Below are 15487 nucleotides of genomic sequence, written 5' to 3' on the forward strand. Positions count from 1 at the left end.
ATAAGAGATTCATCTTTTACCAATACTTCATCAAACAAACTTTTTGGCTAATATAAACGATCGTTTTAGCTATTCGTTTTCATCGCTTACAATTCTGGTAGGTAAAAATACGCTCTTTAACAACGTACAATGAAAGATAATTACAAAAGTCGGATTATGAAGAACTTATTTAATTACTGGTTTAAGACAAACAAGAAAAGCTTGTATGATCAATTAGGGAAAGAATTCAATGTCAGCGGCTTCCGTGTATATAAGTTAGCACACGGAAAAACCGCTCACTCTCATATGGATAGATTAATATTGGAGAAATTGCTTGAATTGAAGATTATCAGTGAAATCGGGTTCAGAATCTAAAGGTCCCCTCATTTCATACTTTCTTCTTTATAATTTATACGGACACCATAATTCGTATACACCCGGTCTAACCCCAACATCCCACTCGGATTAGGTTCGCCTTGCACTTTTCCGGACAGGATATCCTCGCTCATCGTGATCATGTCTTTTACCCGTTGAGGGGTTTCCTTGTTCATTCCGAAATAATGTCCGGGGTAGAGGTATTTGATATCATATTTCTCGATCACCGCACTCATCTTCTTACAAGTAGATATGAGCGTAGAGAAGTCAACTCCCAGCAATAGATTACCGGAGCCGAACGAATCGCCGCTAAAACCATAAGCGGCATCCTTATCCACAAAAGTGGTTGAGCCGGGAGTATGCCCGGGAGTAAAGACTATCTCTAGGATACGCCCACCTAAATCTAGGATTTCACCGTCTTCAAGGAAACAAACTTTGCCTTTATAATTCGGCATAAATTCCGGTATACATATTGTATCAGCCGGATTGATATAAATCTCCGGGAAATAATCGATAGCCGAGCCTGTATGGTCCGGATGCACATGCGTGGCGACCAGCGTAACCGGCTTATCCGTGATGGAAGCCACGAGCTTATCCAAATCCTTGATCTTTGTTCCGGCATCAATCAAGATCGCTTTCGTTTCTCCCTCGACCAGATACAGGCTCTCGTTCGCCATTAAATGACCTGTTCCAAACCATGTATGCTCATCAATCTGATGGAAAATCACATCTTCATTCCTAAGCACTTCCTTCTCCTCGATACCCGCCGTCTGTGCCTGGCAGAACAAAGCGATCCTTGACAGGAGCAACAACATCATTAATAAACCTAGTTTTTTCATTATCATATTCATTTTTAATTGTAGAGACGTAGCGTGCTGCGTCTCCTTTCGCCTAATAGTATTAAATCGCCGCGATCTTCCGAAGGCTTGCGTCCCATTTCGGCTCGGCGTGGATGAGACGGATAGCTTCTTCCGGCGTGTCGGCTACCGCCCACATCTTGGCGTGCTGGGGACGCATGAAATTCTCGTTCATGGCGTTCCTCAAAAGTTCCAACAAGGGATCATAGTAATGATTAATATTGAGGATTACGATCGGATTGAGGTAGAGACCGAGTTGTTTCCAAGTGATGATCTCCAGAAGTTCCTCTAATGTACCGCATCCACCGGGAAGGGCGATCACCGCATCCGAGAGGTTTGCCATGAGCTGTTTACGCTCGTGCATCGTCTCGACCTCAATCAACTCGGTCAAGCCTTTATGATACCAATCCTGCTCCACCATAAAATGGGGGATAACGCCCGTTACCGTTCCACCAGCCGCTAACGCAGCGTCGGAGACAGCGCACATCAAACCGATATTCCCGGCACCATTGACTACCCGTAGTTTTCGCTCTCCCAAAAGACGCCCCAATTCCTTGGCGGCGTCAAAATAAACCGAGGGAATCTTCGTGCTGGATGCGCAATACACGCAAACAGACGAGATGTTATTTATCTTCTTTTCTTCCATATCTTTTTATTCTTGATTTATATCGTAGCCAAATAAGGCGAAATCCCCCAGACAAGGATCATCGGGGAAGACTTTCGCCAATGCGTCCGTTATCTCACGGGCCGTACGAAGGGTAGCGGTTTTTTGGCCTGTCAAGCCCAAGCGCAAGGAGATCTGGTGCACATGCGTATCCAACGGGATGATTAATTGGCGGGGATGCACGGCTGTTCTCCAGATACCGAGATCGACGATACCATCCGTACGCACCATCCAACGCAAGAACATCGCCAGACGCTTACAAGCGGAAGTCCCGTGCAAGACCGGAATGCCATTGAGATCAGCAAAAAGTTGTCTCAACCGCAAGATAGGATCTTCGCAAGGACCGGCGGCGGCCATAGCGTCTTCCATACAGTCGTAGGTATCGTATATATCCTTTAGGCGACAACAAAGGAGATGCAGATCATGATAGGTATAAAAACGGTAAAAGGTATCCCGCCCGCGAACCGGGCGGTTCCGTAGGGGAGCGAAAGAAGTCTCTCCGGTACGGATAAACTCGTAAGGACTTTCGCCCATCAGCCGGTGTAGCTCTTCCGCTTTTTGGAGAATATGCGCCCTGCGACCGTAAGAGATCCACGCCGTCAGGAAAGCCGATATCTCAATATCCCGTTTCTCCGTAAACCGATGGGGGAATCGCACCGGATCATCCTTGATAAACGATTCCGTATTGTACGTTTTCGCCCATTCACGAAGTAAAGAGATGGTCTTTGTATCCATGTTATTTCTTCTTTAGAAAATATTGCCGCTCGGGTTCCGGATAATGCTCGATAGCGTAACGAAGCGCCGTACGAGGAAGACGAGTAGCGTTGCGTTCCAAGAAATCGGTAAGCGTCTGCCGCTCCTTTTTGCCGACCTCACGCAGCATCCACCCAACCGCCTTATGCATCAAATCGTGTTTATGACCGATCAACCGTTCGGATAACTCCAAGGTATCCCCAAAATCATTCCGACGGATAAATGCCCACGTAGAGACGATCGAGATCCGTTGTTCCCATAAATTCTCGCTTTCCGCCAAACGGTAGAGGAGGGAACGATCTTTGTCCACCAAATACTCGCCGACGATATCCCGACAGGTCAAGTCTACCAAATCCCAGTTATTGCAACGCCGCATATTCTTCAGATAGAATCGGAAGATGGCTTCCCGCTCTTCCGGCATCACTTTCCGATCCTGGAAACGATAGACCAAAATCAGCAAGGCACATAGACGTGCCTCATGCCACGGACTATCCAGCAACAGCTGCAGCTCATCGAAAGGAGTCGCCTTATTAGCCTTCGCTATGCTGCGGGTTTGCGGGACAACCACCCCGAGAAACTGATCGCCCTCGCCATATTGACCGGGACCAGTCTTGAAAAAACGGCTCAAATGAACCGCCTTCTCGGGTGTACCGACCGACTGTAGCTCGGATAGGATAAACGCCGCCGTCATGGCCGGAGTACCCGTGATACGGGACGATCGCCCTCCAAGAACCCGATCACGTTGTTGCATACCGTGCGTGCCATAATGATACGGGTTTCCATCGTCTGGGTGCCGATATGAGGGGTTAATACCACGTTGTCCATTTCCAATAACTCGGGGAGAGGATAGTCTCCAAACTCGAATACATCCAAACCGGCACCATGAATCGTACCTTCCCGCAAGGCTTTTACCAAGGCATGCTCGTCCACCAACGGGCCACGGGCCGTGTTGATCAGGATGGCGGAAGGCTTCATCTGCTTGAACTCTTCCTCGCCGAGGATATGATAGGTATCGGGGGTATAAGGGGCGTTCAAGGATACGAAATCGGCTTTCGCCAGAAGCTCTTCCTTGGAGACGTAGGTAACATTCAATTTGGTCTCGTCCTCGATGCAAAGCTGACGGCGATTGTGGTAGATCACATCCATGCCCAAAGCATTCGCCCGTTTCGCCAAGGCCTTGCCGATACGTCCCATACCGATAATGCCCAAGGTCTGTCCGGTAACCGGCATACCGAGGTTCTCCAGTACACCGACCTTCATGTCCTTACCAAGCGTACGCAGCTTACGATCACATTCCGTGATACGCCGGGCGGTATCCAGCATCAAGCCTAAAGCGATATTGGCGGTAGGGGCCGTGACAGGATCAGGCGTATTCGCCACCGTCAAGCCTTTCTCGAGGGCGTAGACCACATCGATATTATTATAACCAACGGCGTAGTTAGCGATCAGCCGCAATTTCGACGCATGGTCGATCAACTCTTTGTTTACCGGGAAATCGAACATGGAGCAGAGCACATCGTACTCCGGTATCATCTCGAAAACCTCCTCATACGTAAAATCTCTTCCTTCGGGAAAGGTTACCTCGTACTTACTTTCCAACTCGGTAAATCCCTCGCGGAACATGTCGTATGTCACTAATATCTTCATCTTGGATCTATTTGTTATTCAAAAAGCAAAAATACAAATCAATTGGCAATTAATTCCTAAATTTGTGACCAATATATATTTATTATGGTACTAAACTATATTTGGATCGCTTTTTTCTTAATCGCTTTTGTAGTGGCTATCGGTAAATTGGTCATAGGTGGGGATACCGCTGTTTTTACCGAGATTATCAACGCTTCTTTCGCCTCGGCCAAGACGGGTTTCGAGATTTCGTTAGGATTAACGGGGATCTTGTCGCTTTGGCTGGGCATCATGAAGATCGGAGAGAAGGGGGGGGTGATACAAGCGTTCGCACGATTGGCGGCTCCCGTATTCAGCAAGCTTTTCCCGGATATCCCAAGAGACCATCCCGTGACCGGTTCTATCTTCATGAACCTATCGGCAAATTTACTGGGACTGGATAATGCCGCCACGCCAATGGGATTGAAAGCCATGCAACAGTTACAGGAATTAAACCCGAATAAAGAATCCGCCAGCAACTCCATGGTGATGTTCTTATGCATCAATGCCTCGGGACTGACCTTGATCCCGATCACCATCATGATGTACCGGGCGCAGTTAGGAGCGGCGAATCCATCAGACGTATTCCTGCCGATCATGCTTGCTACATTCACATCAACCCTAGTCGCTATTTTAGCGGTTTGCGTACGGCAGAAGATCAATATCCTCCAACGGAACCTAATCCTGTTTTTCGGGGGACTGGGGTTATTTATCGGAGGCCTGGTATGGTTATTCAACTCGATGGAACAGGAGCAAGTTTCCTTGTATTCGACTTTATTCGCCAACACGCTTCTTTTTACCATTATCTGCGGATTTATCATCAGCGGCATGCGTAAAAAGATCAATGTATATGATGCTTTTATAGAAGGGGCGAAAGAAGGTTTCCAGACTGCTATAACGATTATTCCTTATCTGGTAGCTATCCTAGTAGGTATCAGTGTCTTCCGGGCTTCCGGAGCGATGGATTTCATCATACAAGGCGTTCGTTTCGGCATTGCTTCGATAGGACTCAACACAGATTTCGTGGAAGCGCTGCCTACCATGTTGATGAAACCGTTAAGCGGGAGCGGGGCTAGGGGCATGATGCTGGACGCCATGAACACGTATGGAGCGGACTCTTTCGTCGGTCGCCTGTCATCCATCGTTCAGGGCTCTTGCGATACGACATTCTATGTAGTTGCTCTTTACTACGGTAGCGTAGGTATCCGTAATACCCGCTATACAGTACAATGCGCCTTGTTAGCGGATCTGGCCGGGGCGATAGCGGCGATAGCGATGGCTTACCTGTTCTTTTAACATTCTATACAATCAATAGATTTGAAATGAATCTATTTAAAATCGAATGATTACATTTGTAACGAAATTTCAATACGATAAATAGACCTTATGGCAATAGCATATTACGCCGAAGATATCGAGCTTCCGGCAATCAAGAAAAGAGCGGTTAGCGGCTGGGTCAAGGCAGTGGCCGAGACATACGGAAAGAAAACGGGAGATATCAGCTATATCTTCTGTTCCGACGAGAAGATATTGGAGGTAAACCGCCAATATCTCCAACACGATTATTACACGGATATCATCACCTTCGATTATACGGAAGGAAATAAGATCTCGGGTGACCTGTTCATCAGCCTCGATACGGTCAGGACAAACGCCGAGACATTCCACACGGATTATAACGAGGAACTCCACCGTACCATCATCCACGGCATCCTGCACCTTTGCGGTATCAACGACAAAGGTCCCGGCGAGCGGGAGATCATGGAGGAGAACGAGAACAGAGCGTTAGCGATCTTGCCGGAGGAATGTCGGGGATAAAACATCGATCAATCCCAAAAACACAAATATGAAAACAGAAGACATACCTTACGATTACACGTATTGCTACGCCACGGACGAGCAATGCCCGAAAGCAGTTCATTGCCTACGTAGCCATGCCGCAAGGCTGAACGAGGAACAAGCGATCTCTCTTAATTCACGATTTACTGGAGATCAGAAACGCCATCCTAGATTGAATTGAATAACCCCATTATGATCTTTTCCCCTAAAATGATTGCTTCCACCTAATGAGTATTCCGGCTCCTTAAAGAAATGAGTACATCCTAAATTATAATTGGCGGAGATGACTAATCCCATGTCAAAGGTATAGCCAAACCCCATTGAAACGGAGAAATCACAATTCCGGATCTCTTCTTTTTTATCACCGGAGAAATCGTACTCGCTCTGGTGCACCGGAGTAGGACCCGAGACGAAAATATAATTCGAAGCTTTCGCCCTTACATTAAAGCCAACTTGTGGGCCCGCGAAAAGATGGAATCCTCGATACAAATAAAATTTAGCGTAAATAGGAATATTTAAATAATCTGCCTTTAGCCGGGCTGTCTCGCCTTTAGCGTTTTCTTTTTGATAACCTTGCATAGAATAATAAACACCCGGTTCTAAAGCAAACAGTTTACTAAAACGTATTTCCTCCGCCACACCAATATTTAACCCCGGACGCATGTCCGCAAAACTTTCGGGATAAGTATTTGCCAAATTCAAGCCAATCCTAGGAATAAAATGGAACTCTTGAGCATCGGCTCGCGACAAAGAGAAAACAAACAAGATAAACAGTAATACAACTTTTTTCATAACTCCTACATTTAAAACATATCTATATTTATAGATGATTTAAGATACATAAAAGTTGCACTCCCTATCTCATTACTTCACATTAGGGGAGGCACTTCTTCCTCCACCATGATGGTAGCAGCCTTGACAGCTCAAGCACCAAATATTACTCGATCAACAACGGTTCCTGTTTTCCCGAATCATATACGACAAACATAGAGCCGTCTTTCTCGATCATGACGCCACGGCCTCGTTCCTTCTCCTTGTTTTCTTGATTATCGACATTCACGGCAATCACTTTATAATGATAGAAAGTCGTGATATCATCGAAAATGGTATGACCTACAAAGATGCGGTTCACATTATATTTCTCTAATATTTTCCGCAAATCATCCCGGTCTAGCGGATGATACTTATCCGCACTACGTACCATACCCCGATACCAGATCGGTCCATACGTAGCGAACATAAAAGAAAGATCGGAGCCTTTATCTATATTACGTTCTTTTTTCGTCAAGAAGAGACCATCGCTCACGATCTCATTCACGGTAGGGATATCGTAATTCCGGTCTAAAAACTCCTTGCTCAACCCGGCATGGACAAACAGGTTATCTCCGACCACTTGTATCGAGTTACGAGTTTTCAACCAATGTCCCAACTCGCTTTTCTGCCAAAGCTCCGGATAGCTCATTCCTAAAGTATCCGCCAATTGAGTATATTTCTTCTTCGTATATCGCAAATCATTTCCCAGAACCATGGTCTCATGATTTCCGATTAAAAAAGTCACTTTTCCACCGGCATCCTCCGCTTCTTTCTCCAATTTGTAGATCAACCAATAGATAGGGAGTACATCCACGCCCCGGTCAAAGACGTCACCGATTATTACCAATTGGTTAGTCCCGAAAATCCAATTATAGTCCGCATCGATCACTTTTCCCGCCTTTAACAGGGAGGCGAAACAAGACCAGTTCGCATGTGGATCTGAAAGAACAAACGTCTTCTCTGGTTGCACATCTTTCCATTTCGGACGAGATATGGAGTGTATGGTTACCGGAAACAATCTCTCCCCGTTATCAGAAAACACCTCGAATGAAAAGGTGGTAGGTATACTTTTATAATGCTTATCCAATAACCGGCCTTTCCCGTCTACAGATATCGCACGCATACTACCATCATCCGCTTTCAATAGATAGGGACCATCGATCGATAACTTCTCGATCGCTTGACGAGGTTTCTTATCTTTCCCATAAACCGGACTGAAGCAAGAGGTCAGTAAAACAAGGAAAACAAGGATACGGCATTGAATAGAATTCATAGCAGCTTAAATCTTTAGTTCGTTAAACCTGAAAACAATGTATGTATTTATTATACAAATATAAACGAATTCTTTCACGAACACTCACTATCTTCGCGTAAAATAAAAGGGAATAAAAATGACTTTCAATTACGATGTAATAGTAGTAGGCGCAGGACATGCCGGCTGTGAAGCCGCCGCCGCCGCGGCGAATCTAGGATCAAAGACGCTTTTGATCACGATGGACATGAACAAGATCGCCCAGATGAGTTGTAACCCGGCAGTCGGGGGAATCGCCAAAGGACAGATCGTACGAGAGATCGACGCGCTAGGCGGATATATGGGAATCGTGACCGACCAGACCGCTATTCAATTCCGTATGTTAAACCGTAGCAAAGGACCGGCCATGTGGAGCCCGCGTGCCCAAAGCGACCGTGCCCGTTTTATCGATTGCTGGCGGGGCATACTGGAGAATATGCCGAATCTATCCATCTGGCAGGATATGGTTCAAGAACTGATTATCGAGTATGGACAAGTCTGCGGCGTTCGTACGGGAATGAATGTCGTATTCCGTGCCGGAGCGGTGGTGCTTACGAACGGGACCTTCCTAAACGGCCTGCTTCATATCGGAAGAACCCAGATACGGGGCGGACGTATCGCCGAGCCTGCGGCGACCGGACTTACCGAGCAACTTATCTCTTTAGGTATCCAAACAGATCGCATGAAAACCGGAACACCGGTCCGTATTGATGGCCGGAGCGTTCACTTCGATGAAATGGAGGAACAACCGGGGGAAAACGATTTCCATAAGTTCTCTTACATGGATACCAGTCATCGTAAATTAAAACAATTGAGTTGCTGGACTACCTTTACGAACGAGGCTTGCCACGATATATTACGGGAAGGTCTCCCCGACTCTCCTCTTTATAATGGACAGATCAAAAGTATCGGTCCCCGTTATTGTCCTAGTATCGAAACGAAAATCGTGACGTTCGCCGACAAGACGCAACATCAACTATTCCTAGAGCCGGAAGGCGAGACCACGCAGGAATACTACCTAAATGGCTTCTCCTCTTCCCTACCCTTGGATATCCAGCTTCGTGCGCTCCAAGCGATCCCCGCTTTCCGTGACGTGCAAATCTATCGTCCCGGATATGCGATTGAATACGATTTCTTCGACCCGACTCAGCTAAGACACAATTTGGAGACCAAACAAATCCGAAATCTTTTCTTCGCCGGACAGATCAACGGGACTACCGGATACGAGGAAGCCGGCGGACAAGGTTTGGTAGCGGGTATCAACGCCCACATCAATTGCCACGGCGGACAACCTTTTATCCTCGGAAGGGATGAGGCTTATATCGGTGTCCTTATCGATGATTTGGTAACAAAAGGCGTAGACGAGCCTTACCGTATGTTTACCTCTCGTGCGGAGTACCGCATCTTACTGCGCCAAGACGACGCAGATATGCGACTCACCGAGAAATCCTACCAAATGGGATTGGCCAAACAAGACCGCTACGATTTACTGCGAGAGAAAAAAGAGAGCCGTGACGCTATCATCCGTTTTGTGGAGACCTACTCCGTAAAGCCTCAATATATAAATAGCGGTTTGGAGAAACTGGGCACAGCCCCCCTATCCCATGGTTGCAAATTATTCGATGTCGTACTCCGTCCGCAGACTACCTTAGAGAACCTAGCGGATCTAGTTCCGGCCCTTCGTGCGGAGCTGGACAAAGTCCCGGCCTCTCGTAAGGAAGAGATCATCGAGGCCGCCGAGATATTGATTAAGTATAGCGGCTACATCAAACGAGAGCAAATCATAGCGGACAAGATAAACCGCTTAGAGAATATCCGGATCAAGGGTAAATTCGATTACAATTCTATCCAGTCTTTATCTACGGAAGCCCGCCAGAAATTGACCCGGATAGACCCCGACACGATCGCTCAAGCGAGCCGTATTCCGGGTATTTCCCCTAGCGACATCAACATCCTTTTGGTACTGCTCGGAAGATAAAACACGAAATGTTCCACGTGAAACATATTAAAGGAGATATTCAAATGAATGAAGCTAAAACACTGGTTATACGAGGAAATCTGGTAGATATAATCAACAGGCGCACCTTCGGGGCAGAGATTTCAATCCTAAACGGGCATATCGGAAAGGTAATCCCTACCGGACAAGATGAGGGATCTTACCTCCTCCCCGGCTTTATTGACGCGCATGTCCATATAGAGAGTAGCATGGTAACCCCTGCGGCATTCATTCACGCAGCCGTCCGCCATGGCAGTATCGGTGCCGTGGCGGACCCTCATGAGATAGCGAATGTAATGGGCACCGAAGGAGTCGAATATATGCTCGACAACGCGAAAGGGATTCCTTTCTACACATGGTTCGGTGTCCCATCTTGCGTACCGGCTACGATTATGGAAACCTCCGGTGCGATCATAGACGCAGACGAAACCGCTCGTTTGTTGGAACGAGAGGATCTACACTTCTTGGCAGAGATGATGAATTACCCCGGAGTCTTAAATAAAGATCCGGAAGTTATGCGCAAAATAGAAGCCGCAAAAAACGCAGGGAAACCCATCGACGGACATTATCCCCTAGCAACAGGCCCCAAGCTAAAGGCATATATCGAGTCTGGCATTTCCACCGATCATGAAACCATCTATCTAGAAAAAGGCCGTGAAAAATGTGAGCTTGGGATGCATGTCCTTATTCGGGAAGGAAGCGCAGCGAAAAACTTTGACGCACTTCATCCGCTATTGAAAGAGTATCCCGAACAAATCATGTTCTGTACGGATGACGCACATCCTTCGTTTTTAAACAAAGGACACATAAATAGGATGGTAAAAAAATCGCTGGATTTAGGATATGATCTATATGATGTATTACGGGCCGCTTCCTATAATCCGGCCATGCACTATAAAATTCCCGCAGGTTTCTTACGAGAGGGAGACTCCGCCGATTTTATCCAAGTAAACAATTTAAAGAATCTAACCATACAGGCAACCTATATACAAGGAACCTGTGTATACGATGGAGAGAAATGCACGCTTCCTTTCCACAAACCTATACTCCGCAATAATTTCCACACGAAACCGATCCCATTAGAAAAGCTAGCGGTAAAAGCGAAAGGAAAACAGATGCGTGTCATTGTTTGCGAAGACCGCGAATTAATCACGAAAGAAGAACTATATCCTGTACATACATTCGATGGATTTGTAGAATCAGATACAGAACGAGACATTTTAAAACTCGTCATTCTAAATCGCTATCAAACGGCTCCTCCCGCTATTGCCTTTATAAAAGGAACAGGGCTCAAGCTCGGTGCCATCGCTCAAAGTATTTCCCACGATAGCCATAACATCATCGCTATAGGCGTAACCGATTTCGAGCTTATGCAAGCGATCAATGCGGTAATAAAGGCTAAAGGTGGAATCGCAGTAAGCAGTATGGACGAAGTCACTCTCCTGCCCTTGCCGGTAGCGGGATTGATGAGTGACGAATCATTGGAAGAGACGAGCCGCCGTTACGAAGAGATCGAGGAAAAGATCAAACGGTTAAAGACACCGATGGATTCATTACAAATGACGCTTTCTTTTATGGGATTGCTGGTGATCCCATCCTTGAAACTTAGCAACAAAGGTTTGTTCAATAGCGAGACATTCCAATTTACTTCCCTATTCGTATGATAGCCGATAAAGACGAACATATCAAGACGATCCTATCGGTCATTCCGGAAAAGCCGGGATGCTACCAGTATTTCGATGAAAACGGAACGATTATATACGTCGGCAAGGCGAAGAACCTAAAACGACGGGTATCCTCTTATTTCAACAAGGTACATGACAGCAATAAGACCCGTGTGTTAGTCAAGCAAATCCGGGATATCAAATATATAGTCGTCGATACGGAAGAAGACGCGTTACTACTGGAAAACAACCTCATCAAACAGTATCGTCCCCGCTATAACGTATTATTGAAGGACGACAAAACCTACCCTTCCATCGTGGTAAAGAATGAGTACTTTCCCCGGGTTTTCCAAACCCGGAACATCGTTCGGGACGGATCACAATATTACGGTCCTTATCCCTCTTTGTTCACGGCGAAAGTGATGCTACAGATGCTAAAGGAACTTTACCCTTTACGCACTTGCAAATATCCCCTCACTCCCGAATCCATCGCACAAGGACGCTATAAGGTTTGTCTGGAATACCATATCAAGCGTTGTAAAGGGCCTTGTGAAGGCTTGCAATCATTGGAAGAATACCAGCAAAATATTTCCGAGATCAAAGAGATTCTGCGAGGCAACATCTCGCAAATTAGCAAACACCTCTATGAGGAGATGCAATCGCTCGCTGCCGAGCTCAAGTTCGAGGAAGCGCAAAAGATCAAGGAAAAATACGAAGTCATCGAGAACTACCGTTCTAAATCTACGGTCGTAACCCCGATGCTACATAATATAGATGTATTCACGATCATAGAGAATGACCATTCCGCTTATGTGAACTTTATGCATATCGGAAACGGGGCGATCGTACAAGCCTATACATTCGAGTATAAAAAACGATTGGACGAGACCAAGGAGGAATTGTTAAGCCTCGGTATTATCGAGATGCGGAATCGTTTTAAAAGCACCGCCCGGGAGATTATCGTACCCTTCAAGCTGGACATGCAGCTAGAGAATGTCACTTTCACCATTCCCCAAAGAGGGGATAAAAAGAAACTGCTCGATTTATCCGAGATGAACGTCAAGCAGTTTAAGGTTGACCGCTTGAAACAAGCGGAAAAGTTGAATCCGGAACAACGGAATACCCGTATCTTGAAAGAGATCCAAGAAGCCTTGCATTTGGAGAAATTGCCTGCTCATATCGAATGTTTCGATAATTCAAACATACAGGGGAGCGATGCGGTAGCGGCTTGCGTGGTATTCAAGATGGGGAAACCGTCGAAGCAGGAGTATCGCAAATACAATATAAAGACCGTAGTCGGTCCGGATGATTACGCCTCCATGAAAGAAGTCGTCCGTAGGCGTTACGGGCGGGCGATCGAGGAGCGATCTCCCCTACCCGACTTGATTATAACAGACGGTGGAAAGGGGCAAATGGAAGTGGTTCGCTCGGTGGTAGAAGATGAATTAGGCTTGTCCATTCCAATCGCCGGACTAGCGAAAGATGGTAAGCACCGAACCTCGGAGTTATTATTCGGGTTCCCACCCGTAACCGTTGGCATGCGTTTGGACAGTCCGCTATTCCATCTGCTTACCCGGATACAAGACGAGGTACACCGTTTCGCCATCACTTTCCACAAGGATAAACGAAGTAAGACCCAGACAAAATCCGAATTAGACACCATTAAGGGTATCGGTGAAAAGACAAAAGTATTACTTTTACGTCACTTTAAAAGCGTAAAACGAATCAAGGAAGCAAGCTTCGAGGAACTGAAATCCGTGATTGGCGAGGCGAAAGCCAAGGCACTACAAGAGGGACTGGATGGAAAGCGAACAGAAAGCGAACAAAAATAAAACAAAAGCGAACAAAAAGCGAACAAGATGAGAACAGTTACACAACGTGTGCAGCACGCTTCCGTCACGATAGACGGACAGCTTAAGTCCAAAATTGGAAAGGGGCTATTGGTATTAGTCGGTATCGAGGACAAGGATACGCAAGAAGACATTGAATGGTTGGCAAAAAAGATCACCAACCTACGCATATTTGACGATGAAAACGGGGTCATGAACCGCTCGGTTATCGAAGCGGGAGGCGAGATCATGGTTGTCAGCCAATTTACCTTACACGCCTCTACGAAAAAAGGGAACCGCCCCTCCTACTTAAAAGCGTCTAAACCGGATATCGCCATTCCGATGTATAAAGCTTTTTGCGAAGAGGTAGGGCTTCAACTCGGAAAACCTGTACAAACCGGAACATTCGGAGCTGATATGAAAATTGAACTTTTAAACGACGGGCCGGTTACTATTATTATCGACTCTCAAAATAAAGAATAAGTATGGCAGATATAACCTTACAACAAGCCCAGCAAATGGTAGACTCTTGGATCAAGACCTATGGGGTCCGTTATTTCAATGAGCTTACCAATATGACCATCCTCACCGAGGAAGTGGGCGAGCTAGCCCGGATCATGGCACGTACCTACGGTGAGCAGTCTTTCAAGGAAAGTGACAAACACCGGGATTTAGGCGATGAAATGGCGGATGTGTTATGGGTATTGCTCTGTCTGGCCAACCAGACCGGAGTAGATCTTACCGCCGCTTTCGAGAAGAATCTCCAAAAGAAAACAGACCGAGATAAAGAACGACATATAAACAATCAAAAACTATAAGCATATGGCACATCATCACGATTGCGAATGTGGACATGATCATCATCATGAACATGAACACGAATCAAATTCCGTACAGATAGACCGTTATCATGAAGCTTTCAATAAGTTTGAGCCGGCCCTGCCGGATACCCAGACCACCGAGGCTGTAAACGCTCTTTTAGAGAAACATTTCCAAGAGAACTTTACACCGGAAGTATTGAAAACGATTCATGGTTGCATCGACTTGACCTCATTAACCAGCCTGGATACCAAAGAAAGTATCTGGAAGATGGTAGACACGGTAAATGATTTCGAGGGAACTCGTCCGGATGTCCCGAACGTAGCCGCTATTTGCGTCTATCCCCTATTCGTGGAAACGGTTAAGCAGGCACTTACTGCACAAGAGGTTAAGATCGCGTCGGTTGCCGGAGGTTTTCCATCCTCACAGACATTTACGGAAGTCAAGATCGCCGAAACGGCCATGGCCGTCATGCAAGGAGCCGATGAAATCGACGTTGTCATGAACCTAGGCTATTTCATGGAAGACAATTTCGAGGAACTGACGGAAGAATTACAAGAGATCAAAGAGAGCTGTCGCCACGCCCATTTAAAGGTAATCCTAGAGACCGGAGCTTTAGTCACAGCGGAGAACATCCAAAAGGCATCCATCCTAGCCATGTATTCCGGTGCGGACTTCATCAAGACCTCCACGGGTAAAGGATACCCGGGAGCCACTTTCGAGGCCGCCTATACCATGTGCAAAGCCATCAAAACCTACCATTCCATCACCGGAAACAAGGTTGGCATCAAGATCTCCGGAGGCGTACGCACGGCGGAAGACGCAGTTCGATATTATACGATCGTAAAGGAAATACTGGGCAACGAATGGCTGAACAAGGATTTGTTCCGTATAGGAGCGAGCAGTCTGGTCGGTGATATAGAAAAACGACTCGGGAAATAGT

Annotated in this window: 17 protein-coding genes; 10 read left to right on the forward strand and 7 right to left on the reverse strand. The window is 46.4% G+C overall.

Annotated elements, in window-relative coordinates:
* Positions 1 to 156 precede the first annotated feature (156 nt).
* A complete protein-coding gene (locus tag DW033_RS14975) occupies positions 157 to 354 on the forward strand; it encodes a hypothetical protein (protein WP_226766821.1) in 198 nt (65 codons plus the stop codon).
* 8 nt (positions 355 to 362) lie between these two features.
* Here the strand turns inward: DW033_RS14975 and DW033_RS14980 are convergent, their stop codons facing one another.
* From DW033_RS14980 to DW033_RS15000, 5 genes are all read right to left on the reverse strand, one after another.
* Positions 363 to 1193, reverse strand: coding sequence for an MBL fold metallo-hydrolase (locus DW033_RS14980; RefSeq protein WP_122382896.1), 831 nt, complete (start codon positions 1191 to 1193; stop codon positions 363 to 365).
* A 61-nt stretch (positions 1194 to 1254) separates the two neighbouring features.
* Positions 1255 to 1857, reverse strand: coding sequence for a TIGR00730 family Rossman fold protein (locus DW033_RS14985; protein ID WP_008773231.1), 603 nt, complete (start codon positions 1855 to 1857; stop codon positions 1255 to 1257).
* Positions 1858 to 1863: 6 nt separating this feature from the next.
* Positions 1864 to 2610 (reverse strand): TIGR02757 family protein, encoded by a 747-nt coding sequence (locus DW033_RS14990; protein WP_005863824.1) that lies wholly within the window; start codon positions 2608 to 2610, stop codon positions 1864 to 1866.
* 1 nt (position 2611) lies between these two features.
* Positions 2612 to 3319 carry a DNA alkylation repair protein gene (locus tag DW033_RS14995; RefSeq protein WP_048926921.1) on the reverse strand — a complete coding sequence of 236 codons (708 nt, stop codon included), beginning with the start codon at positions 3317 to 3319 and terminating at the stop codon, positions 2612 to 2614.
* Positions 3316 to 4275: a 2-hydroxyacid dehydrogenase family protein gene (locus DW033_RS15000; protein ID WP_122382880.1), complete on the reverse strand. Its 960-nt coding sequence runs from the start codon at positions 4273 to 4275 to the stop codon at positions 3316 to 3318. The genes DW033_RS14995 and DW033_RS15000 overlap by 4 nt, the downstream gene beginning before the upstream one ends.
* 84 nt (positions 4276 to 4359) lie before the next feature.
* Between DW033_RS15000 and DW033_RS15005 the strand changes: the two genes are divergently transcribed.
* From DW033_RS15005 to DW033_RS24700, 3 genes are all read left to right on the forward strand, one after another.
* Complete coding sequence (locus DW033_RS15005; protein WP_122382881.1) at positions 4360 to 5589, forward strand: nucleoside recognition domain-containing protein; 1230 nt, start codon at positions 4360 to 4362, stop codon at positions 5587 to 5589.
* Between the two features lie 90 nt (positions 5590 to 5679).
* The gene (gene ybeY / locus DW033_RS15010; RefSeq protein ID WP_005863817.1) at positions 5680 to 6111 is read left to right on the forward strand and encodes an rRNA maturation RNase YbeY; all 432 of its coding nucleotides are present in this window, start codon (positions 5680 to 5682) and stop codon (positions 6109 to 6111) included.
* Between the two features lie 28 nt (positions 6112 to 6139).
* On the forward strand, positions 6140 to 6313 hold the full coding sequence (locus DW033_RS24700) for a hypothetical protein (RefSeq protein WP_005863815.1): 174 nt from the start codon (positions 6140 to 6142) through the stop codon (positions 6311 to 6313).
* On the opposite strand, the gene DW033_RS15015 is transcribed toward DW033_RS24700, so the two are convergent.
* Both DW033_RS15015 and DW033_RS15020 read right to left on the reverse strand, forming a co-directional pair.
* Positions 6286 to 6924, reverse strand: coding sequence for a porin family protein (locus tag DW033_RS15015; RefSeq protein ID WP_034531788.1), 639 nt, complete (start codon positions 6922 to 6924; stop codon positions 6286 to 6288). The two genes, DW033_RS24700 and DW033_RS15015, sit on opposite strands and share 28 nt — an antisense overlap.
* A 145-nt stretch (positions 6925 to 7069) precedes the next feature.
* Positions 7070 to 8218, reverse strand: coding sequence for a metallophosphoesterase (locus DW033_RS15020; RefSeq protein WP_048926923.1), 1149 nt, complete (start codon positions 8216 to 8218; stop codon positions 7070 to 7072).
* Between the two features lie 118 nt (positions 8219 to 8336).
* Between DW033_RS15020 and mnmG the strand changes: the two genes are divergently transcribed.
* The 6 genes from mnmG to deoC are packed head-to-tail and all read left to right on the forward strand — an operon-like array spanning position 8337 to position 15486.
* Positions 8337 to 10214 (forward strand): tRNA uridine-5-carboxymethylaminomethyl(34) synthesis enzyme MnmG, encoded by a 1878-nt coding sequence (mnmG, locus tag DW033_RS15025; RefSeq protein ID WP_048926924.1) that lies wholly within the window; start codon positions 8337 to 8339, stop codon positions 10212 to 10214.
* A gap of 44 nt (positions 10215 to 10258) precedes the next feature.
* Positions 10259 to 11896, forward strand: coding sequence for an adenine deaminase (gene ade / locus DW033_RS15030; protein WP_005863807.1), 1638 nt, complete (start codon positions 10259 to 10261; stop codon positions 11894 to 11896).
* The gene (gene uvrC / locus DW033_RS15035; RefSeq protein ID WP_005863805.1) at positions 11893 to 13728 is read left to right on the forward strand and encodes an excinuclease ABC subunit UvrC; all 1836 of its coding nucleotides are present in this window, start codon (positions 11893 to 11895) and stop codon (positions 13726 to 13728) included. Before ade ends, uvrC begins: the two co-directional genes overlap by 4 nt.
* Before the next feature lie 27 nt (positions 13729 to 13755).
* Positions 13756 to 14208, forward strand: coding sequence for a D-aminoacyl-tRNA deacylase (dtd, locus tag DW033_RS15040; RefSeq protein ID WP_005860440.1), 453 nt, complete (start codon positions 13756 to 13758; stop codon positions 14206 to 14208).
* 2 nt (positions 14209 to 14210) lie between these two features.
* Complete coding sequence (locus DW033_RS15045) at positions 14211 to 14543, forward strand: nucleotide pyrophosphohydrolase (protein WP_005860438.1); 333 nt, start codon at positions 14211 to 14213, stop codon at positions 14541 to 14543.
* 4 nt (positions 14544 to 14547) lie between these two features.
* On the forward strand, positions 14548 to 15486 hold the full coding sequence (deoC, locus tag DW033_RS15050) for a deoxyribose-phosphate aldolase (protein WP_057327042.1): 939 nt from the start codon (positions 14548 to 14550) through the stop codon (positions 15484 to 15486).
* The last annotated feature ends 1 nt before the right edge of the window (position 15487 follow it).

Origin of the sequence: Parabacteroides sp. AF39-10AC (assembly GCF_003635405.1) — a bacterium.
GTDB lineage: Bacteria > Bacteroidota > Bacteroidia > Bacteroidales > Tannerellaceae > Parabacteroides > Parabacteroides distasonis.